20 protein-coding genes, 4 tRNA genes and 1 pseudogene are annotated in these 21,253 nt (G+C 59.5%); 9 read left to right on the forward strand and 16 right to left on the reverse strand.

The window, feature by feature from the left end; genetic code table 11:
• Positions 1–103: 103 nt before the first annotated feature.
• From BJ917_RS28485 to BJ917_RS28500, 4 genes and pseudogenes are all read left to right on the forward strand, one after another.
• A complete protein-coding gene (locus tag BJ917_RS28485; protein ID WP_007970534.1) occupies positions 104–730 on the forward strand; it encodes a DUF1780 domain-containing protein in 627 nt (208 codons plus the stop codon).
• 12 nt (positions 731–742) lie between these two features.
• Positions 743–877, forward strand: a pseudogene (locus BJ917_RS28490) (MOSC domain-containing protein); the annotation flags it as partial.
• Positions 878–928: 51 nt separating this feature from the next.
• A complete protein-coding gene (locus tag BJ917_RS28495; protein WP_007996394.1) occupies positions 929–1,102 on the forward strand; it encodes a DUF3094 family protein in 174 nt (57 codons plus the stop codon).
• 60 nt (positions 1,103–1,162) lie between these two features.
• Entirely contained in the window at positions 1,163–2,461 is a 1,299-nt protein-coding gene (locus BJ917_RS28500; RefSeq protein ID WP_096515106.1) for an NAD(P)/FAD-dependent oxidoreductase, read from the forward strand.
• A gap of 175 nt (positions 2,462–2,636) precedes the next feature.
• Here the strand turns inward: BJ917_RS28500 and BJ917_RS28505 are convergent.
• The 7 genes from BJ917_RS28505 to rluD all read right to left on the reverse strand — a co-directional run bounded on the left by BJ917_RS28505 (position 2,637) and on the right by rluD (position 7,731).
• Positions 2,637–2,713: transfer RNA gene (locus BJ917_RS28505), tRNA-Pro, on the reverse strand.
• 95 nt (positions 2,714–2,808) lie between these two features.
• Positions 2,809–2,884: transfer RNA gene (locus BJ917_RS28510), tRNA-Lys, on the reverse strand.
• A 5-nt stretch (positions 2,885–2,889) separates the two neighbouring features.
• A tRNA-Pro gene (locus tag BJ917_RS28515) sits at positions 2,890–2,966 on the reverse strand.
• 9 nt (positions 2,967–2,975) lie between these two features.
• Positions 2,976–3,051: transfer RNA gene (locus BJ917_RS28520), tRNA-Asn, on the reverse strand.
• 300 nt (positions 3,052–3,351) lie between these two features.
• Entirely contained in the window at positions 3,352–5,916 is a 2,565-nt protein-coding gene (clpB, locus tag BJ917_RS28525; protein WP_121105707.1) for an ATP-dependent chaperone ClpB, read from the reverse strand.
• A gap of 130 nt (positions 5,917–6,046) precedes the next feature.
• The gene (gene pgeF, locus BJ917_RS28530; protein ID WP_096515102.1) at positions 6,047–6,772 is read right to left on the reverse strand and encodes a peptidoglycan editing factor PgeF; all 726 of its coding nucleotides are present in this window, start codon (positions 6,770–6,772) and stop codon (positions 6,047–6,049) included.
• A complete protein-coding gene (gene rluD, locus BJ917_RS28535) occupies positions 6,769–7,731 on the reverse strand; it encodes a 23S rRNA pseudouridine(1911/1915/1917) synthase RluD (RefSeq protein WP_007990414.1) in 963 nt (320 codons plus the stop codon). Before rluD ends, pgeF begins: the two co-directional genes overlap by 4 nt.
• 151 nt (positions 7,732–7,882) lie before the next feature.
• Here rluD and BJ917_RS28540 point away from each other — a divergent pair, with 151 nt between their 5' ends.
• The 4 genes from BJ917_RS28540 (at position 7,883) to BJ917_RS28555 (ending at position 12,188) form a co-directional block, all read left to right on the forward strand.
• Positions 7,883–8,905 (forward strand): outer membrane protein assembly factor BamD, encoded by a 1,023-nt coding sequence (locus tag BJ917_RS28540; protein ID WP_096515100.1) that lies wholly within the window; start codon positions 7,883–7,885, stop codon positions 8,903–8,905.
• Between the two features lie 136 nt (positions 8,906–9,041).
• Positions 9,042–9,275 (forward strand): PP0621 family protein, encoded by a 234-nt coding sequence (locus tag BJ917_RS28545; RefSeq protein WP_096515098.1) that lies wholly within the window; start codon positions 9,042–9,044, stop codon positions 9,273–9,275.
• The gene (locus BJ917_RS28550; protein ID WP_121105709.1) at positions 9,265–10,854 is read left to right on the forward strand and encodes a PAS domain-containing sensor histidine kinase; all 1,590 of its coding nucleotides are present in this window, start codon (positions 9,265–9,267) and stop codon (positions 10,852–10,854) included. Before BJ917_RS28545 ends, BJ917_RS28550 begins: the two co-directional genes overlap by 11 nt.
• A 2-nt stretch (positions 10,855–10,856) precedes the next feature.
• Positions 10,857–12,188, forward strand: coding sequence for a sigma-54 dependent transcriptional regulator (locus BJ917_RS28555; RefSeq protein WP_096515094.1), 1,332 nt, complete (start codon positions 10,857–10,859; stop codon positions 12,186–12,188).
• A gap of 110 nt (positions 12,189–12,298) precedes the next feature.
• Here the strand turns inward: BJ917_RS28555 and thiO are convergent, their stop codons facing one another.
• From thiO to BJ917_RS28590, 7 genes are read right to left on the reverse strand one after another with little or no spacing between them, the layout of a single operon-like run.
• Positions 12,299–13,399: a glycine oxidase ThiO gene (gene thiO / locus BJ917_RS28560; RefSeq protein ID WP_121105711.1), complete on the reverse strand. Its 1,101-nt coding sequence runs from the start codon at positions 13,397–13,399 to the stop codon at positions 12,299–12,301.
• A 57-nt stretch (positions 13,400–13,456) separates the two neighbouring features.
• Positions 13,457–13,858 carry a type IV pilin protein gene (locus BJ917_RS28565; RefSeq protein ID WP_121105712.1) on the reverse strand — a complete coding sequence of 134 codons (402 nt, stop codon included), beginning with the start codon at positions 13,856–13,858 and terminating at the stop codon, positions 13,457–13,459.
• A 14-nt stretch (positions 13,859–13,872) separates the two neighbouring features.
• Entirely contained in the window at positions 13,873–16,956 is a 3,084-nt protein-coding gene (locus BJ917_RS28570; protein ID WP_121105714.1) for a pilus assembly protein, read from the reverse strand.
• Complete coding sequence (locus BJ917_RS28575) at positions 16,943–17,422, reverse strand: PilX N-terminal domain-containing pilus assembly protein (RefSeq protein WP_096515086.1); 480 nt, start codon at positions 17,420–17,422, stop codon at positions 16,943–16,945. Before BJ917_RS28575 ends, BJ917_RS28570 begins: the two co-directional genes overlap by 14 nt.
• An 11-nt stretch (positions 17,423–17,433) precedes the next feature.
• Entirely contained in the window at positions 17,434–18,144 is a 711-nt protein-coding gene (locus tag BJ917_RS28580) for a PilW family protein (RefSeq protein WP_096515084.1), read from the reverse strand.
• Positions 18,141–18,590: a type IV pilus modification protein PilV gene (gene pilV / locus BJ917_RS28585; RefSeq protein ID WP_121105716.1), complete on the reverse strand. Its 450-nt coding sequence runs from the start codon at positions 18,588–18,590 to the stop codon at positions 18,141–18,143. Before pilV ends, BJ917_RS28580 begins: the two co-directional genes overlap by 4 nt.
• Positions 18,587–19,060 carry a GspH/FimT family pseudopilin gene (locus BJ917_RS28590; RefSeq protein WP_121105718.1) on the reverse strand — a complete coding sequence of 158 codons (474 nt, stop codon included), beginning with the start codon at positions 19,058–19,060 and terminating at the stop codon, positions 18,587–18,589. The genes pilV and BJ917_RS28590 overlap by 4 nt, the downstream gene beginning before the upstream one ends.
• 130 nt (positions 19,061–19,190) lie before the next feature.
• Here BJ917_RS28590 and BJ917_RS28595 point away from each other — a divergent pair, with 130 nt between their 5' ends.
• Positions 19,191–19,739 carry a GspH/FimT family pseudopilin gene (locus tag BJ917_RS28595; RefSeq protein WP_121105720.1) on the forward strand — a complete coding sequence of 183 codons (549 nt, stop codon included), beginning with the start codon at positions 19,191–19,193 and terminating at the stop codon, positions 19,737–19,739.
• On the opposite strand, the gene ispH is transcribed toward BJ917_RS28595, so the two are convergent.
• Together ispH and fkpB are read right to left on the reverse strand one after the other, a co-directional pair.
• Positions 19,716–20,663: a 4-hydroxy-3-methylbut-2-enyl diphosphate reductase gene (gene ispH / locus BJ917_RS28600; protein ID WP_096515076.1), complete on the reverse strand. Its 948-nt coding sequence runs from the start codon at positions 20,661–20,663 to the stop codon at positions 19,716–19,718. The two genes, BJ917_RS28595 and ispH, sit on opposite strands and share 24 nt — an antisense overlap.
• 152 nt (positions 20,664–20,815) lie before the next feature.
• Entirely contained in the window at positions 20,816–21,253 is a 438-nt protein-coding gene (gene fkpB / locus BJ917_RS28605; protein ID WP_170948729.1) for an FKBP-type peptidyl-prolyl cis-trans isomerase, read from the reverse strand.

The raw sequence follows: 21,253 nt of genomic DNA on the forward strand, positions 1-21,253 counted from the left end.
GGGCGTGGGTGAAGGATGGGTGCGGGGTTGTCGCTTCAGGCTTTTGCTCGTCTGCGACAAACTGTTTTCTTTGCGATCACATTTGAGCGCTAAGCTTGGGCCTATGGATGACTCAGATTATTTACGCCTGCTGACCATCGCGGCCGAGCAAGCCAACGCCTTCCTGTCCAATGCCCGCAAATGGGAGCGGGAGCGTTGGGTGTGCCAGCGCCTGCTGCAAGGCTTGAATATTCCTTATCGCGCCGATGAGTTCGCCCCCGCCGGCGAGCCACCGGACGTGCTGTTTCGCGATGCCAGTTTCGAGGTGTTCTTCGTCCTCGACGAAGGCCGGCGCCTCAACGACGAATGGCGCGACGAGCTGCAACGCCGACGCAGTGCTTTCTCCCTCAGCCAACTGGTACGGCGTGAGGCCAAGCCCCGGCGTATCCCGGCGAACGAGTTCCTGCTGCGGCTGGCGCCGACCTTGCGCAAAAAAGCGCACAACTACAAAGAACGCGGCATGGATCTGGGCGAACTGGACATCATCGCCTTCGCCAGCCTCAAGCGCGAAGTGCTGGACCTCAACAGCCACTTCCCGCCGCCCACCGAATACCTGCGCCAGGGCTGGCGTTCGCTGTCACTGGTAGGACCGACCTTTGCCCGCGTACTGTTTGCGCATCCGGATGCGCCGGACTTTCTGCGCAGCAACCTGGGACGCAGCATTGTTTTCGACGTCGGGATCAGCCTGTGAGTCCAGTGCACCGGAGCGTTACAGGCCGTGCGCGGGCATGGCGCAATCACTGCCCGAGTGATACAAAGTGGCATCATTCGCCTGGACGAGAGGGTGAGCGTCGAGCCCATTGCGGACAGCGGCCAGGTTCCGTTCAACGTTCATTAAATCAGCCTGTAGCTTCAACACATTCAGCAACGTCTACCTGACGAGGCCTTTATGACCAGCCGCCTGAACCCCGACGACCAGAAGCATGTCGAAGAATACCTGCAACTGTCCCAGCACCGAGTCGAGCGCCGGCCTTTCCGGCCGTGGATGCTCCTGGTGCTGGTGTTGGCAGTGACCATTGGCCTGGGCCTGTTGAGCCGACTTATCAGTTACCTGACGCTATGAGCAGCATTGCGCTCGCGAGGGTAATTGCACCGATTTCCTTTAGCCTTGCGAGATATTCCCATGACTCATCGTATTGTCATCGTTGGCGGCGGCGCCGGCGGTCTGGAGTTGGCTACCCGTCTGGGTAAGACTCTGGGCAAGCGTGGCACGGCCAGTGTGATGCTGGTCGACGCGAACCTGACCCACATCTGGAAACCGCTGTTGCACGAAGTGGCGGCCGGGTCCCTGAACTCTTCCGAAGATGAACTCAACTACGTTGCCCAGGCGAAATGGAACCACTTCGAGTTCCAGCTTGGGCGCATGAGCGGGCTCGATCGGGCCCGGAAAAGAATCCAGCTGGCCGCCACGTACGATGAAGCCGGCCTGGAACTGGTGCCGGCGCGGGAAGTGCCTTACGACTCGCTGGTGATTTCCGTCGGCAGTACCACCAATGATTTCGGCACCCAGGGCGCGGCGCAGCACTGCCTGTTCCTCGACACTCGCAAACAGGCCGAGCGCTTCCATCAGCAGTTGCTCAACCACTACCTGCGCGCCCATGCCGGGCAGACCGACGCGGTCGAGCAAATCAGCGTGGCCATCGTCGGCGCCGGTGCCACCGGGGTCGAGCTGGCCGCCGAGTTGCACAACGCCGCCCATGAACTGGCGGCCTACGGCCTGGATCGGATCAAACCTGAAAATATGCACATCACCCTGATCGAAGCCGGGCCACGGGTGCTGCCAGCCCTGCCGGAGCGGATCGGCGGACCTGTGCATAAAACCCTGGAAAAACTCGGGGTCAACGTCATGACCAACGCGGCGGTCAGCGAAGTGACGGCCGACGCCTTGATCACCGCCGACGGCAAAGTCATCAATGCCAGCCTGAAGGTCTGGGCGGCAGGCATTCGCGCACCGGGCTTCCTCAAGGACATCGATGGCCTGGAAACCAACCGTATCAACCAGCTGCAAGTGCTGCCGACCCTGCAAACCACCCGCGACGAGAACATCTTCGCCTTCGGTGACTGCGCGGCCTGCCCGCAACCGGGCACCGACCGCAACGTGCCACCGCGCGCCCAGGCGGCGCACCAACAGGCGTCGCTGCTGGCCAAATCGCTGAAGCTGCGGATCGAAGGCAAGGCATTGCCTGAATACAAATACACCGACTACGGCTCACTGATTTCCCTGTCGCGTTTTTCCGCTGTGGGTAACTTGATGGGCAACCTCACCGGCAGCGTGATGCTTGAAGGATGGCTGGCGAGGATGTTTTACGTGTCGCTGTACCGCATGCACCAAATGGCGCTGTACGGACCGTTCCGCACGGCGATGCTGATGCTCGGTAGCAAGATCGGACGTGGGACTGAGCCGCGACTCAAACTGCACTAATACACATCCACTGTAGGAGCGAGCCTGCTCGCGATGACGTCGGTACAGTCGACATTATTGTCATCTGGCAGACCGCTATCGCGAGCAGGCTCGCTCCTACAGTCGTTTTTGGGTGCGCATGAGATTTTTTGGACAAAAAAAATCCCCGTATCTTTCGATACGAGGATTTTTAATATGGTCGGGGTAAGGGGATTCGAACTCCTGACATCCTGCTCCCAAAGCAGGCGCGCTACCGGACTGCGCTATACCCCGGTAAAAAAAAGGCACCTTTGAAAGGCGCCTTCTGCGAACAGAGCTTTTGGCGTCTGATCTTAAGATTCGATTCCAGCGTTAACTGGTTTCAAAAATGGTGGGTCGTGTGGGATTCGAACCTACGACCAATTGGTTAAAAGCCAACTGCTCTACCAACTGAGCTAACGACCCAAAAATGGTCGGGGTAAGGGGATTCGAACTCCTGACATCCTGCTCCCAAAGCAGGCGCGCTACCGGACTGCGCTATACCCCGGTTTGAAATTGGCTCCGTGACCAGGACTCGAACCTGGGACCCAATGATTAACAGTCATTTGCTCTACCGACTGAGCTATCACGGAACTACACATTTCAATTTACAACTTTGAAGCTTTACTGCGTTCCCTTCAACCCGTTCGCATCGCTGCGTTCGTGTGTCTGAGGCGCGCTATTCTACAATCTTCAGAACCTCTGTCAACCCCCTAAATTGCTTTCAAGTTAATGATTTGCAACTTATTTTGGATTCCTGCTTGGGGAGCGGAAACCCTGGCGGGTGACTTACTGCGGGGCGCACTTTACAAGCCTTTTCCTTTAAATTCAACAGCCTCGCGAAAAAAAGGCCTCGCAATGCGAGGCCTCCCTTTTTGTGTTGCCGTTTGGGCTCAGTTGAAAACGATTTCGTCGTTTTCCACCGTGCCTTTCGCCGTGTCTCCCGGCATGAAGCGGCCGGAGAGAATCAGCTGTGCCAGCGGGTTTTCGATCCAGCGCTGGATCGCTCGCTTGAGCGGCCGTGCGCCATACACCGGGTCGTACCCGACCGCGATCAGCTTATCCATGGCCTCAGGGCTCAACTCCAGCTTCAGTTCCCGCTCGGTGAGGCGACTGCGCAGACGACTCAACTGGATCTCGGTAATGCCGGCGATCTGATCCCGCGCCAACGGCTCGAAGATCACCACTTCGTCGACCCGGTTGATGAACTCCGGCCGGAAGTGGCTGGAAATCGCATCCATTACCGCCGCACGCTGGGCCTCACGATCACCGACCAGCTCCTGAATCTGCACCGAACCCAGGTTGGAGGTCATGACAATCACGGTATTCTTGAAATCCACCGTGCGGCCATGGCTGTCGGTCAGGCGGCCGTCTTCCAGCACTTGCAGCAAGATGTTGAATACATCCGGGTGCGCCTTCTCGACCTCGTCCAGCAGGATCACCGAATAAGGCTTGCGACGCACCGCCTCGGTCAGGTAACCGCCCTCTTCATAGCCTACATAGCCCGGTGGCGCGCCAATCAAGCGAGCCACGGAATGTTTTTCCATGAACTCGGACATGTCGATGCGCACCATCGCTTCCTCGGTATCGAAGAGAAACTCGGCCAGGGCCTTGCACAGCTCGGTTTTACCGACACCGGTCGGGCCGAGGAACATGAACGAACCGCTCGGACGATTCGGGTCTGCCAGCCCGGCGCGGGAACGCCGCACCGCGTTGGAAACCGCTACTACCGCTTCGTCCTGGCCGATCACACGCTGGTGCAACAGGCTTTCCATCTTCATCAGTTTTTCGCGCTCGCCTTCGAGCATTTTCGACACCGGAATACCGGTCCACTTCGAAACGACTTCGGCAATCTCTTCTTCAGTCACCTTGCTGCGCAGCAACTGGTTTTCACTTTTGCCATGCTGGTCGACCATTTGCAGGCTGCGCTCCAGATCCGGGATCACCCCGTACTGCAACTCGGCCATGCGGTTCAGGTCGCCTTTGCGGCGCGCGGCTTCCAGTTCCTGGCGGGACTGTTCGATTTTCTGCTGGATCTGTGCCGAACCCTGAACTTCGGCTTTCTCCGAGTTCCAGATTTCTTCGAGATCCGAATACTCACGCTCATGACGAGCGATTTCTTCCTGCAGCTTTTCCAGACGCTTCTTCGCCGCGTCGTCGCTTTCTTTCTTCAGTGCCTGGGATTCCACCTTCAACTGAATCAGGCGGCGCTCCAGACGGTCCAGCACTTCCGGCTTGGAGTCGATTTCCATGCGGATACGGCTCGCAGCCTCGTCAATCAGGTCGATGGCCTTGTCCGGCAACTGGCGATCCGTTATGTAGCGATGGCTGAGCTTGGCCGCCGCGATGATCGCACCGTCGGTAATCGCCACCTTGTGGTGAACCTCGTAGCGCTCTTTCAGGCCACGCAGGATCGCGATGGTGTCTTCTTCGCTGGGCTCATCCACCAGTACTTTCTGGAAGCGCCGCTCGAGGGCCGCGTCCTTCTCTATATATTGGCGGTACTCGTTGAGCGTGGTCGCACCGACGCAATGCAGCTCGCCGCGCGCCAGGGCTGGCTTGAGCATGTTGCCTGCGTCCATCGACCCTTCGCCTTTACCGGCGCCGACCATGGTGTGCAGTTCGTCGATAAACAGAATGATCTGCCCTTCCTGCTTCGACAGTTCGTTGAGCAGAGCCTTGAGCCGCTCTTCGAACTCACCGCGATATTTGGCACCGGCAATCAACGCCCCCATGTCCAGGGACAGCAGGCGCTTGCCCTTGAGGCCGTCCGGCACTTCGCCGTTGATGATGCGCTGTGCCAGACCTTCGGCGATGGCGGTCTTACCGACGCCAGGCTCACCGATCAGCACCGGGTTGTTCTTGGTACGGCGTTGCAGGACCTGGATGGTCCGGCGAATTTCGTCGTCACGGCCGATCACCGGATCGAGCTTGCCGTCTTCGGCGCGCTTGGTCAGGTCGACGGTGTATTTATCCAGGGCCTGGCGTGCTTCTTCGTGGTTGGGGTCGTTGACCGCCTCGCCACCGCGCAGGTTGTTGATCGCGTTTTCCAGGGCTTTCTTGCTGACGCCCTGGCCGAGCAGCAGTTTGCCGATCTTGCTGTTCTCGTCCATGGCGGCCAGCAACACCAACTCGCTGGAAATGAACTGGTCGCCCTTCTGCTGGGCCAGGCGATCAGCCTGATTGAGCAGGCGCGCCAGATCCTGCGACATGTTGACGTCGCCGGTCGGGTTCTGGATTTTCGGTAGCTGATCGAGCTCTTTGGTCAGCTCTTTACGCAGGCTGTTGACGTCGAAGCCCACCTGCATCAACAGGGGTTTGATCGAACCGCCCTGTTGTTCGAGCAGGGCTTGCATCAAATGCGCCGGCTCGATGGCCGGATGATCAAGACCGACGGCCAGGGATTGGGCGTCGGACAGGGCTAACTGCAACTTGCTGGTTAAACGGTCTATACGCATGGGTCACCTTCCTTTTGAGCAGGCCGGACCTATAAAACATCCTGAATGAAGAAACCTGCCAGATACCAGGTTAGATGTGGTCGATTCTGGGAGATTCAAGCGTCGGGACGTTGATGCAGGTCAGGCAAGTCTAGCGTTCAAGCCAGATCAAGGAGGCGAACCGCCCGGTTATCGGACTGCGGCGATAGGAAAAGAAGCGAGGATCAGTCACGGTGCAGAAACCGCCACCATAGACTGCGGTGACACCACGAGCCTCCAGACGCAAGCGGGCCAGCTTATAGATGTCGGCCATGAACTTGCCGGCGTTTTGACTCGGCACAAAGGCTTCGGCAGCCTCAGGCAATTGCTCGACGAAGGTTTCGCGCACTTCGGGGCCGACTTCAAACGCTTTCGGGCCAATGGCCGGACCCAGCCAGACCAGCACATCGGCGGGTGGTACCGCCAGACTGTCGAGGGTCGCTTCCAGTACGCCCGCCGCCAATCCGCGCCAACCGGCATGGGCCGCCGCAACGCGGGTGCCGGCGCGGTCGCAAAACAACGCCGGCAGGCAATCGGCGGTCATTGCCGCGCAGGCGATGCCCGGTGTTGCCGTCCAGCTGGCATCGGCAGTGACCACCTGGCCAGGATCGGCATGGGCCACGGCAATGCCATGGACCTGCTGCAGCCAGGCCGGTTGAATGGCGAAGTGATCCGTCAGGCGACGGCGATTTTCGGCGACAGCCTCGGGGCTGTCGTCGACGTGATCGCCGAGATTGAGGCTGTCGAACGGCGCCAGACTGACGCCGCCCGCACGGGTGGTGACACAGGCTTTGACCCCGGCCGGCGCGGGCCAGTCAGGAATCAGCCAGTCACTCATCCGATGAACGCCTCACGGTCTTGCTTGAGCAGGGTCAGCAACCAGACGAAGTCTTCCGGCAACGGCGACTCCCAGCTCATGCGTTTACCGGTGGTCGGATGATCCAGCTCCAGGAACCGCGCATGCAGCGCCTGACGCGGGAAGTTTTTCAACGACTCGACCATGGTCGGGTTGGCTGCCGGCGGGATACGGAAGCGACCGCCATAGGCAGGATCCCCGACCAACGGGTAGTTGATGTGCGCCATGTGCACGCGAATCTGGTGCGTACGACCGGTTTCCAGCTTCACCCGCACGTGGGTGTGGGAGCGGAAACGCTCGAGCACGCGGTAATGGCTGACGGCTTGCTTGCCACCCTCCATCACAGCCATGCGCTGGCGCTGCTGGCCGTGTCGACCGATCGGCGCGTTGATCTTGCCGCCGGCCGTCACAACACCAATCACGATGCATTCATAGATGCGGCTGACACTGCGGCTCTGCAATTGAGTTACAAGCTGCGTCTGCGCCTGAATGGTCTTGGCCACCACCATCAGACCGGTGGTGTCCTTGTCCAGGCGATGCACGATACCGGCGCGGGGCACATTGATGATGTCGGGCACGTGGTGCAGCAAAGCATTGAGCAAGGTGCCATCAGCATGACCGGCGGCGGGGTGCACCACCAGGCCCGCAGGCTTGTTGATCACCAGGATGTCGTCGTCTTCATAGACGATGTCCAGGGCAATGTCTTGAGCGACCCACTCGCCCTGAGCTTCCTGCTCGGCAGTAAGTTCAAGAATGGCGCCGCCGTGAACGATGTCTCGCGGACGGATAACCGCCCCATCCACAGTCAGGCGGCCGTCTTTGATCCAGGCGGAAAGGCGCGAGCGCGAGTGCTCAGCGAATAATTGTGCGGCGACTTGATCGAGGCGTTGGCCGCCCAATTCGGACGGCACCTCTGCGCGAAGTTCAATTTTATCGGACATGCTCAGACTAGGCGTCGGCACAGCCTTTGGTTTCGGCTGCGCGCTTGTGGTTAAATACGGCGTCTTTTGCCCCGAGGCTATTCAACGGGGCGCTCATCATAACAGGACGGCCGCGCCCAAGACAGCGGCCGTCATAGGGACGCAAGCCGCCATGCAAGTGAAACACCTGCTGCTGATCGCCATCCTCGCATTGACCGCTGCTTGCTCATCGAAGGAAGTCGTAGACGAAAACCTGAGCGAAGTCGAGTTGTACCAACAGGCTCAAGCTGACCTGGACAATAACAGCTACACCAGCGCTACCGCCAAGCTGAAGGCTCTGGAATCGCGTTATCCGTTCGGTCGTTATGCCGATCAGGCTCAACTCGAACTCATCTACGCCAACTACAAGAACACCGAGCCAGAGGCTGCAAAAGCGGCTGCCGAGCGTTTCATTCGCCTGCACCCACAGCATCCGAACGTCGATTACGCCTACTACCTCAAGGGCCTGACTTCTTTCGACCAGGACGTCGGCCTGCTGTCGCGCTTCCTGCCGCTGGACATGACCAAGCGTGACCCTGGCGCCGCTCGCGACTCCTACAATGAGTTCGCCCAGCTGACCAGCCGCTACCCCAACAGCCGTTACGCACCGGACGCCAAGCAGCGCATGATCTACCTGCGCAACCTGCTGGCGGCCTACGAGATCCACGTTGCCAACTACTATCTGACCCGTCAGGCCTACGTCGCCGCCGCGAACCGTGGCCGCTACGTGGTGGAAAACTTCCAGGAAACCCCTGCGGTCGGTGATGGCCTGGCGGTGATGACCGAGGCCTACCAGCGTCTGCATCTGGACGAACTGGCCGCCACCAGCCTTGAAACCCTGAAGCTCAACTACCCGAACCACCCGAGCCTGGTGGACGGTCAGTTCGTACCGTCGGTCGCAGAAGCCGACAACCGTTCGTGGTTGAGCAAGGCCACCCTGGGCCTGATCGAATCCCGTCCGCCGCTGCCGCCGGGAGAAACCCGCGCCAACCAGGACGTGCAGAAGCAGTTCCAGGATGCCAAGGACGCGATTCCGAGCGAGCTCAAGCCTAAAGACGGAAATGGCGACGCGATCAAGGAAGAAGATCATGAAGCCCAGGGCAACAACGAAGACCGCTCGTGGTTCAGCTACATGACCTTCGGCGTGTTCGACTGACACGACCGGCGGTACAGAAAGGGAGACTCTCGAGTCTCCCTTTTTTATTGCGCCATTTTTGTAGAGCGCAATTGCGCTGTGCGCCTGACATGTCCCCGGCTAAACTGCTGGTTCATCAGCCAAAAAGCAGCTCATCATGCTTCGTTTACTTTTCTGGATCGCCGTGATTGCCGCCGCCGTATGGTTCTGGCGCAAGTACAAAGGGCAGACTGCCGTGCCCAGGTCGACCGCCGAGCTGGAAGCGACACCGATGGTCCGCTGTGCCCATTGCGGCGTGCACCTGCCCCGGGATCGCGCACTGAGCCTTCAACAGCAGTGGTATTGCAGCCAGGCTCATCTGGAGCAAGGCCCCGGCTCCAGTGATCGCTGAGACGTCCAGTCACGGCGGCAAACAGGCCCAGCGACTGCTGCGCCTTTATCATCTCTACCGATTAAGCGTCGGCATCATCCTGGTGCTGCTGATTTCCAGCGACATGGACAACCGGTTGCTGACGTCAGCCAATGACGATCTGCTGCGCAGTGGCAGCTGGTTGTACCTGGTGCTGAATATTCTTCTGGTGGTCTTCTTCGAGAACACGCGCCACCCGGCGCAACTGTTCAGCCTGGCGCTTCTCGACGTCCTGCTGCTGTGCGGCCTGCTCTACGCCGGCGGCGGCGTGGCCAGCGCCATAGGCAACCTGTTGATCGTCTCGGTGGCCATTAGTAATACGTTGTTGCGAAGGCGTATTGGCCTGCTGATTGCCGCCGTCGGCGCACTCGGCATCGTCGGTACGAGTTTCCTGTTGCACTTTAGCCATCCCTCCAGCCCCAATGATTATTTGCAGGTGGGCACCCTCGGCGCCCTGTGTTTTGCCGCGGCACTGTTGGTGCAAGGCCTGATCCGACGCCTGGAAGTCAGCGAAACCCTGGCGGAGCAAAAGGCCAGTGAAGTCGTCGGCCTGGAGGCGCTCAATGCGCTGATCCTGCAACGCATGCGCACCGGTATCCTGGTACTCGACGAGCAGCGGCGCGTGCAATTGGCCAACCACAGCGCCCTGTCACTGCTCGGTTGCGGCCGCCTCGAAGGCTGTCTGATCGATGACCATGTCCCCGCCCTTGTCGAACGCCTGCACCTGTGGCTCAGCAATCCAACGCTGCGCCCGCAAAGCCTGAAAGTCGCCAACAGCGGCATGGAGCTGCAGCCGAGCTTCATTGCGCTGGACTCCAGTTCGCAGCACCAGACCCTGGTCTTTCTTGAAGACCTCGCACAGATTGCCCAGCAGGCCCAACAGCTGAAACTTGCCGCCCTCGGGCGCCTGACCGCCGGTATCGCCCATGAAATCCGCAACCCGTTGGGCGCCATCAGTCATGCCGCACAGCTATTGCGCGAATCCGAGGAACTGAACGGCGCGGATCAACGTCTGACGCAGATCATTCAAGACCACTCTCAGCGAATGAACCGGGTAATCGAAAACGTCCTGCAACTGTCTCGCCGCCAGCAAACCGTGCCACAAAGGCTGGACCTGAAGCCGTGGCTGCAACAGTTCGTCACCGAAATCCGCGAGGGCGCGAACGAGCGCCAGCAGATTCACCTGCACATCGCTCCCGGTGACTTCAAGACCCTTATGGACCCGAACCAGTTGAACCAGATTCTCGACAATCTGATACGCAATGCCTGGCGCCACAGCGCCCAGAGCCACGATCGGGCGCAGGTCTGGCTTGAGTTGTTTATCGATCCCGATAGTCAGTTGCCAATCCTGGAAATCCTCGACGACGGCGCCGGCGTGCTCCCCGATCATCAAGCGCAACTGTTCGAGCCGTTCTTCACCACCAGTTACCAGGGCACTGGCCTGGGGCTCTATCTGTCCCGTGAGCTGTGCGAAAGCAATCAGGCCCGCCTAGACTTCAAACCACGCCAAGGCGGCGGCTGCTTTCGCATCACCTTTGCTCACGGACGGAAACAAGGTTGAACATGAGCCCACGGCCTAAAGTCCTGATCGTCGACGACGAACCGGACATCCGCGAACTCCTGGAAATCACCCTGGGGCGGATGAAGCTCGATACCTGGAGTGCCCGCAACGCTGGCGAGGCCCAAGCCCTGCTGAGGCGCGAGACGTTCGATCTGTGCCTGACCGACATGCGTCTGCCGGACGGCACGGGCCTTGAGTTGGTACAGCATATCCAGCAACGCTATCCGCAGGTTCCGGTGGCCATGATCACGGCCTATGGCAATGTCGACACAGCAATCAACGCCCTCAAGGCCGGCGCCTTCGACTTCCTGACAAAACCGGTTGACCTCCCCCGACTGCGCGAACTGGTCACCAGCGCCCTGCTGCTGCCCGCCCCCGATGCTGCCATCGATCGCCGCCTGCTGGGCGATTCATTGCCCATGCGCAACCTGCGCAAACAAATCGATAAACTGGCGCGCAGCCAAGCCCCGGTCTACATCAGCGGCGAGTCAGGCAGCGGCAAGGAGCTGGTCGCACGCCTGATCCATGACCGCGGACCACGCGCCAACCACCCCTTTATTCCGGTCAATTGCGGGGCCATCCCCTCGGAACTGATGGAAAGCGAATTCTTTGGCCATCGCAAAGGCAGCTTCAGCGGCGCCATCGAAGACAAACCCGGACTGTTCCAGGCGGCCCATGGTGGCACCCTGTTCCTTGATGAAGTGGCGGACCTGCCGCTGCCGATGCAGGTCAAACTGCTTCGAGCCATCCAGGAAAAGGCCGTGCGCAGCGTCGGCGGGCAACAGGAAATGGTGGTCGATGTGCGCATTCTTTGCGCCACCCACAAAGACCTTGCGGCCGAAATCACCGCCGAGCGCTTTCGCCAGGACTTGTACTACCGGTTGAATGTCATCGAGCTGCGGGTTCCGCCCTTGCGTGAACGCCGCGATGACATCGAGCCGCTGGCCAGCCATATGCTCAAGCGTCTTGCCGCCAACACCGGGCAACCGCTGGCGAAGCTCCACCCGCAAGCCCTCGACGCCCTCAAAAGCTATCGCTTCCCGGGCAACGTTCGGGAACTGGAGAACATGCTCGAACGGGCGCACACGTTATGCGAGAACAAACAGATCGAAGCCAGCGACCTGCGCCTGGCCGAAGGTAACTGTGCCGCCGAAGGGGGTGTGCCGGACCTGACGCAGATCGACAATCTGGAGGCTTACCTGGAGAACGTCGAACGCCAGTTGATTCTGCAGGCGTTGGAGGAAACCCGCTGGAACCGCACGGCGGCAGCTCAGCGATTGAATTTGTCGTTTCGGTCGATGCGCTACAGACTCAAGAAACTGGGGCTGGATTAAGGCCCCATCGCGAGCAAGCTTTGCTCCCACAGGGTTTGCATCACGACACTAATCCTGTGGGAGCAAAACTTGCTCGCGATGGCAATCTGACAGGCGCCACAAACCTTGAATCAAATCCGCCCGGTCGGCGCATACGGCGCCGGATCAATGATCGGCGCCCTGCCCAACATCACATCGACAAACAACTGGCACGATGCCGGCGCCAGTACCAACCCATTGCGGAAATGCCCACAGTTGAGCCACAACCCATCAAACCCCGGCACCCGGCCAATGTAGGGAATGCCTTCCGGCGAGCCAGGCCTCAAGCCGGCCCAATGACCCACCACCTCGGCACCCGCCAACGCTGGAATCAATTCCACCGCCGAGGCTTTGAGGCTCTCCAGCGCCGATTCGGTTGGCGTCTTGTCGTAGCCTTCATATTCCAGCGTACTGCCAATCAGGATGTGCCCGTCGCGCCGTGGAATCGCGTAGCGCCCCTTGGCCAGCACCATGCTAGGTAGGAAATCCGCTGCGCACTTGTAGAGAATCATCTGCCCTTTGACGGGTTCGACCGGCAGCTCAAGGCCCAGGCTCGTGAGCAAATCCCCGCTCCAGGCACCCGCGGTCAGGACCACCTGATCGCCGCGAATTGCGCCTGAGGAAGTCTGCACACCGACAACTTTTTGATCTTCGCGAATGAACCCACTGACTTCGCACTGCTCATGAATGGTCACATTCGGCAGTGCCAGCAACGCCGCCTTGAGGGACTTCACCAGCCGCGGATTGCGCACGTTGGCTACGTCGGCCATATAGATGGCCCGGGTAAAACCGCCGCCCAACACCGGCACCGCATCGTGCGCCGCCGAGATATCCACAGCCCGCAGCGGACGCTTCTCCCGTGCGGCCCAGGCCAGCGCCTCGGCTTCATCGTCCAGATCCAGCCAATACAGGCCGGTGGTGTGCACCTCGGGATCGATCCCGGTGGCAGCGAATAAGCGCTCACCCAGTTGTGGATAAAAATCCTGGGACCAATGGGCCAGCGCGGTGACCGCCGGGTTGTAACGCCATGGATAAAGCGGCGATACGATGCCACCCCCCGCCCAGGACGACTCCTGACCGACATTCGAACGGTCCAGCAGCACAACGCTCTGCACTTCGGACGCGAGATTGAAGGCCGTCAGCAGACCGATTACCCCACCGCCGACAATCACCACTTGCTGTTGCCTGGTCATATTCTGATCCAACCGATAAATAGACAGAGGGCGCAAAAGACACCCGAAAAAGGAAACTCAGCGACCCCAGCAATCCTTGGTGGTCAGGCCGGCGGTGGCATTGACCATGCCACGGACACCGGTATTGGAAATCGTGAAATCACCACACTTGTCAGTGGCCATGCTTTTTCCGGCCTTACGCACGGCTGTCAGCAGGAAAGTCTGATCGGTCAGCGTCGGGGTGATGGTGTAGTAGTCATTACCAGGACTGAGGCCAGCGGCACCGGTGTAGATGTTTTTCTGTGAATAAAAACGCTCGAGGATCTGCGCCTGTTCAGAAAGCAGACCGGCCACTTCAGTACGACGCCCTTTGTTCTGATATTCCGTAAAGCTCGGCATGGCGATGGTCAGGACAATCCCGATGATCGCAATCACGATCATGATTTCGATCAGGGTAAAACCGCGGTTGGATCTGTGCATGCCTCAACTCTCGCTTACTGTATTTGTCGCCACATGATGCGACGGCTGCCGCCGCCGGATTTTTCCACCAGCGTGGTGATACCGCCACTGGAATCGTTCACGATTTTGCGGGCCGCGCCATTGACGATGGCATTCAGGGTCGGAATACCGCCGGTAAAGACCACGCCGCTGGACACTGTGTCGGTGCTATCGATCAACCCGTCGCCGGTGGTATCGAGCACTGCGTAGTTGAGCATCTTACCGCTGAACGCATCGAGTTCGACCAGTTTGCCGGTGCCGAAGCTCGCGCAGGGATCTGTGGTGTCGACGCTGGCTGTGGTGAACACGATTCGCCCGAGCACCAGGCTGGCCTGGTTGATCACCCGCTCGCCGGTCAGCACGTTGTTGTACACCAGCGGCAGATACCAGCCCTTTTCCGCGGGATAGGTCACTTCGTTCTGGCTGGTGGTGATGAATTGCCCGGAGCTTCCCGAGACCACGCCGGTCACTGCCTGGGCCTGCAAGCTGGACGTAGTGATCTGCCCTGATCCGCCGTCCGCGTCCCACACCGCATAGAACGCCTGTAAATCCTTGTTGGTCTTGTCCGCGGTCTCGTTGAACTTCCCTGTGCCGAAAAATACCTGTTTGCCACCCAGCGAGTTATCCGCCAGCAAGGGCTGAGCGGTAATCGGCTGGGTCGCGCCTCCGGCCGCGGTAAACAAGGGCTTGCCGGCAAACGCCACCCCCCAGCTATCGGTGCTGCTACTGCTCAGATCGAACTTCCACAAACGCCCTTTCAAATCGCCACCATAGGCCGCCTGCACCACATTCTGCGAGTTGACCTTCAATTCCACCGAGGACAATCCGTTCGTGGTTTCAGTGCTGTCGACAACGATTTTCCTGATCAACGAACCGTCGCGCAGGTCCACGACATACAACGCGGCCACCCCGGAATTGCTGCCATAGCCGTTGGAAATGAACGCCGCCCATCGACCGTCGGCCAAGCGTGCCACTTCCGGGCGAGCGTAGGCATAACCCAGATCATTGAAAGGATTCGCCGTACTGGCCGTGGCCGGCGCGCTGATTTCCCACAACGCCCGGGTCACGTTACCGGCCGAGGCATCGAACAGTTGCAGCGCATAGAAGGTGCGTCCGCCCGCGCCAGTCCCGCCGAGCGCGAGAGTTTTCCAGGCACCGTTGAGCTGGGCATCGAACACACCTACCTGCCCGTCCACCAGAAATTTATGGCTGACGCCGTTGATGTACGCGGTATCAGCGATATAGCGCAACGATGGCAGCACACTGGACGGCATGTAAGCGTAACGCCGCGTGCCGTTGCCGGCATTGATGACGTTTACAAAACCGTCGTTGGCGTTGACCACCAGGCTGGTGTTCATGTTGGCCGCCTTGGTGGCCAGGTAGGTGCTATAAGTGGTGTCGCCCGACTGGTCCGAGGCGGTTTTATCCGTCGGGGACGCCAGGGTCAATGGCGAGTTGATAATGTCCCCCAGCAGCGCACTGCGCACTTTCAGGCCGGTCTTGTTGGTGCCCTTGCTCCACTCCACCAGGTCACTGCCGGTAATCCCGGTGGGCAGGCCCTGGCTGAGGACGGCTTGCTGGGCCGTGGAGAAATTGGCGTAAGCCAATGTCACTGGGCTGTTGGTCTGGTTGTTCCACGATTGATAGGTCGGCGCCGTGGCACCGGGCACGATGGCCGTATCGGTGCTCCACAGCACCGCACCGGTATTGACCGCGCCACTGGAGGTGAAACCAAAGGCCTTGATCGTGCCACGCCAGTCCTTCGGGTCGTAACTGGTCTGGAAGTAACGGGTGCCGCTGCTGAGAATCGTCCCGCTGGTGACACCACTGCCGCCGGAGCCGGCCTTGGAAGTGATGTCACTCAGGGCGGAGGACAATGCGGCGTTAAGCCCGGCACTGTCAGTGGCCTGGTAATACTTGCCCTGACCGTAGCTGGCGGCATCCGACAACATCTGATTGGTCGCGGTAAAACCAACGGTGTAGGTGTTCATGTTCTGCTTGGGAAAGTCCGTGGCGTTCCAGCTTTTGCCCGCCAGATCCGTCCCGGTGGAGCGCATGTCGATGTCAAAGGCGAACTTGGCGATGTCATCCAGGTACAGCGTGTCACCCTCCCCGTCACCGTTAAGATCGTCGCCATCGTTAGCGCTGTTGCCGTCCCAGTTCGGCAGGCGGGTGCCACCGAGCGGATCATTGGTGGGGAAGGTCCGGTCGTAGGTGGGCAAGCCATCCGTAATCACTACTCCGTAGTTTTTCTGGCAGCGATATTGGATCGGACTGGTGTAGGTGGAGGGCGTCGAGTTGTAGTACGGCGCCATGCCGCGCAGGTAGCGAGTCACTTCGTAATAGGTTTCCGCCAGCGGTGTATTGGCTACGGCACTGAGCCCATTGATGGAGGCAATCAGCGCGTTGTAGTTGGCATCCACCGACAGATCGCTGACCGCCCGGGCAATAAAGCCGCCATTGCCCGGATTGTTGTTCACGGGCGGGTTGAACGTGGCCAGGCCGATACGCAACGTGCGATTGCTGGTGACCAGGTTGGTCGAAACATCCTGCGCCACGCTGATGCGGTAATCGTTGGGGATTGCATTGGCCCCCGTGGTGAAGTCCCGATTGGAACCATTGGCCAAGCCCAGCAGATAGGCCAGATAGTTAGCGGTGTAACGGGTATTTTCATTACCCACCGGGTCAGGCAACTTGAGGCAAACGGGCGTCAGCCCCAGGAACCCCCGATAGAACCCGTACCAGTTGCCACTGGTCGAGCAACCACCTCTATTCAGGCTCGACAGCGAAATATTGGTATCGCTCATGTCCAGATTCTGGCCGCTTATACACGAGGTGTTGGAACTGCATATGGCTATCTGCGCGCGATTGACCGTGGGATCGAAATCCGGCGCCCAGATGATGTTATTCATGCTCCCCGAATCGTCGATCATCAGCATCACGTTGGGTGCGACCGCTGCGGCACTCAGCAAGGGGGAGTCCGAAGGCGTGAAGGCATAGGCCGGGGCCGAGAGATACAACCCCAGAACGGCGCCAGCCAATGACTGCCAAAGCCCCGTGCGTCGTTCAGTACTTCGCATAGATGCTCTCCACCACGCTGCGCGAGTTGCCTGCGATGCCCACGGCGGTCACTCGGTACAAGGTTGCCGAGGTATTGCTCGGTACGTTCACGGCGGTGACGGCGGTGCCAATGTTTTGCACGCCGTAAAAACCACTGCCCGACGCGATCCAGGTCACTCCCGAGGTGGCGTTGAAGCCGGCGGCGAGGAGGCTCGACGATTCGCCCGGCGGCGCGCATTGGGTGGTGCCGTTGCACACGGCCAATGAGTAGGTGTCCAGTTGCACCGCGCTTTCACCGACACGCAACGCTGCTTCTGCGCTCTGGAACGACTGATTACGCATGCTCACGCTACCGGCCATTTTTTCCTGCAGGATGGCGTTCTGCATCGAGGAAAGGCCGATCAGCGTCAGCAGCAACAAAAACACCAGGCTGACCAACAGTGCCATGCCGCGTTGGGAACATGGCGTTATCGTAGAAACACTCATCGGCCCTCCCCTCATGGCAAGCGGTTGCGCAGCGCCGCAACCACGTTGAAGGTTTGATTGCTCACCCGGTTGCTCGGGTCGGTGAGGGTCAGGCTCAGACGCACACTGCGAATGCGTGCAGGGTCCGAAGGGTTGCTGCTGTAACTGGAGGTGGCCGTATCGGTAGCGGAACTGGCAAGGCCGAAGCTGACATTGAAGGCACTGACGTTATCCACCAGTACCTGCGGGATCGGCGCAACGCCGACCCCCATAGTCAGTTGGCCGTTCTTCAGGCTGTAGATTAACCGCCGGATGGGAAACGCCAGTTGCCCCGAAGCGGGCGTTTGCGCACCGGAATAGGCCGTTGCACTGGTGCGACAATCGGAAAGCACCGTCCAGGTCGGCGTGCCGCCATTGCTGCCGACATCCGCCGTCACCAGCGTTAACCTTAAATTGGCGTTATCCCAACTGATCGGAGTGACCTGACCGGCATTGAAGCTCCCGCCCGTATTCGCATCGGTAATCGTCCCCAGGCAACCGAACATCCCGACCATACGGATTTCCTGAATCATTTTGCCCAGCACGAAACGCGCGTCTTCCTGCATGGCGGCAGCGCTGTTCTGGCTGACGTAAGTGTTTTTCGCGGCAATGAAAACCTGCACCACGCCCAGCACCACGATCAGGCTCAAGGCCAGGGCGATCAGCAGCTCGATCAGGCCGAACCCTCTTTGGAGACGGCTCATGGCATCGCCACCGGATCGGCCGTCGCACGGCTGGTGAGCACAAAACTGCGGCGGGCGTTGGCGCTGTTGGCGGCCCGGGAATCGTCCCAGGTGATGGTGATGGTGTACACGCGCTGATTGAGGGCGATGGTGCCGGTTGCCGTAGCGCCCCCGAAATTGACGATATTGCTGGTGAAATCGTAGAGGTCCTGGTCCCGGGCGATACTCGGATTGCCCGACGTCGGCGGTGTAACGGTGTAGTCGGCGGCAGCGTTGGCGCGAATGCGGTCCATCATGTCGTAGGCGATGAAACTGGCCTGGCTGGTCATGCGCGCACTGTCGGTGTACTTCAGCGCATTCAGTTGAATCGCCGCCGCGCCCAGCAGCCCAACGCCCAGAATCAACAACGCAACCAGGACTTCAATCAGCGTCATGCCTTCCTGTGCACCCTTGCTCCCTTGCCTCATCCGCAACTTCCACCCAATAGAATTCGTCCGTTCAAACACACATTCAGCGTCCTGCTTTGCGTACCCGACACATAACTGATCACCAACGCCGTGGACGATGACGACAGGCCGCCCAGACTATTGAAATCAATAGCGGTCACTCCTGAGGTTAGCGTCAGCGTTGCACCGCTGCTCATCGCTGGAATAACACGTAATACATTGGCCGGAGTGCCCGTGCCGTCATACACCGACAATTCACCCGTCCAGAGGCTGCCGCCTGCCGTGGGGCGCACCCGCGTGGTCACACCCCGATCGATCGCCTCCAGACGGGCGAAGTTCAGGCCATGTTGCAGATCACCGATCTCGGTATCGGCCCTGGTGACTTGCGTCGAACGGGTAAATGCCGGGACACCCAGCGTGATCAGGACCAGAAAGACGGCTATGGCGATCAGCAACTCGATCAGCGTGAAACCTTTTGTACGATGATCCATCGATGCCCTCCGTTGCCGTCGGCTATACCTGCTCTTACACGCTAGAACATTCGACCGCCAAGGCGAGGCTGTTTCGCCATTACTCGTGCACGGATTGCACGGGGCTCAACACTCCAGGGAGGGAGATGCCATGCATCAGCAAGGCTTCAGCTTGATCGAACTGCTTATGGGACTGACGATTGCCGGGATTGTTCTGCATTTGGTCAGTCCGGCGTTTGCAGCGGTTAAGGAATCGAACTATCGCGAGGAAGCGGCGAGGTCGCTTGTCAGCGGAATGCGTAGCGCAAGAAGCGAAGCCATTGCCCGAAACCAGACCGTTGTGATTTACGGCATAAACGGCGACTGGGGTCAGGGTTGGCGGATGATTCTGGATATCAATGGCAAAGGGCATGAGGACAGCAGCAATCCGCTGCTCGTTGAACGCCAGGGCAGTGCTCGAGTACCTGTCGTGGGTAATAGACCGGTCAGGAGTTTTGTCAGGTTCAGCGGTCTGGGCGAGCCATTGCTGCCCAGCGGCGCTTTTCAGGCGGGGACATTACACATCTGCTCAGCCCGGGAGTCCTTGAGCCAATACCAAGTGGTACTGGCCCGGACCGGCATTGTCAGCCTGCGCAGCACAAGGGCTGAACAGCCGCTTTGCGTGGGAGGAGAAGACTCAGAGGAGGGAACGAACGCGTAGTTCTTTGGGCATGGAGAACGTGATGTTCTCTTCCCGCCCAGCCAGCTCGTCAGCGCCGGTGGCACCCCAAGCCTGCAATTGCTGGATCACGCCACGCACCAGGACTTCCGGAGCGGAGGCGCCAGCCGTGATACCGATACGCTCGACACCTTCGAACCAGCTCTTTTGCAGGTCTTCGGCTCCGTCGATCAGATAGGCCGGGGTGGCCATGCGCTCGGCGAGTTCACGCAGGCGATTGGAGTTGGAGCTGTTCGGGCTGCCGACCACCAGCACCACATCGCATTCGTCGGCCAGTTGCTTGACCGCGTCCTGACGGTTTTGCGTGGCGTAGCAGATATCGTCCTTGCGCGGACCGCCAATGGCCGGGAAACGTGTACGCAGGGCGTCGATGACGCGGCTGGTATCGTCCATGGACAGGGTAGTCTGGGTCACGAACGCCAGTTTTTCCGGGTTATGTACTTGCAGTTCGGCGACGTCTTTTTCGTCTTCGACCAGATAGATCGCACCGCCGTTACTGGCATCGTACTGACCCATGGTGCCTTCGACTTCCGGGTGACCCGCGTGGCCGATGAGGATGCATTCACGACCATCGCGGCTGTAGCGCGCGACTTCGATATGCACCTTGGTCACCAGCGGGCAGGTGGCATCGAACACTTTCAGGCCACGGCCTGCGGCTTCGGTGCGCACTGCCTGGGAAACGCCGTGGGCACTGAAGATCACGATCACGTCGTCCGGCACCTGATCCAGTTCCTCGACGAAAATCGCACCACGGTTGCGCAGGTCTTCGACGACGAATTTGTTGTGGACCACTTCATGGCGCACATAGATCGGCGGCCCGAAGACTTCCAGGGCGCGGTTGACGATTTCGATCGCCCGGTCCACACCGGCGCAGAAGCCACGGGGGTTGGCGAGTTTGATTTGCATGCTGAGCCTCGTGTCTTGCGCGCGAAAATTGATCGTAGACCCGTAGGAGCAAAGCTCGCTCGCGATAGCGGTGGATCAGTCAACGGTGATATTGACTGAAATGAAGCTATCGCGAGCAAGCTTTGCTCCTACAGATGACCGTATGAGGTCAGTTACAACGCCTTGACGGAGATAATTTCCACGTCAAAGGTCAGTGTCTTGCCAGCCAGCGGGTGGTTGAAGTCGATGGTCACTTGCGCGTCATCGAATTCTTTCACCACGCCCGGCAATTCAGTATTGGCCGCATCGTTGAAGATCACCAGCAAACCGGGCGACAGGTCCATGTTCTGGAACTGCGAGCGCGGGATGATCTGCACGTTTTGCGGATTCGGCTGGCCGAAAGCGTTTTCCGGCTCGATGCTCAGCGTACGCTTGTCACCCGCCTTGAAACCGAACAGCGCGGCTTCGAAACCTGGCAACAGGTTGCCGTCACCGACCTTGAAGGTCGCCGGGGCTTTGTCGAAGGTGCTGTCCACTGTGTCGCCGTTCTCCAGGCGCAATGCGAAATGCAAGGTGACTTCCGTGTTCTGGCCGATGCGTTGTTCAGCCAA

The sequence above is a fragment of the Pseudomonas sp. WPR_5_2 genome (genome assembly GCF_003634475.1).
In the GTDB taxonomy this organism is placed as follows: Bacteria; Pseudomonadota; Gammaproteobacteria; order Pseudomonadales; family Pseudomonadaceae; genus Aquipseudomonas; species Aquipseudomonas izuensis.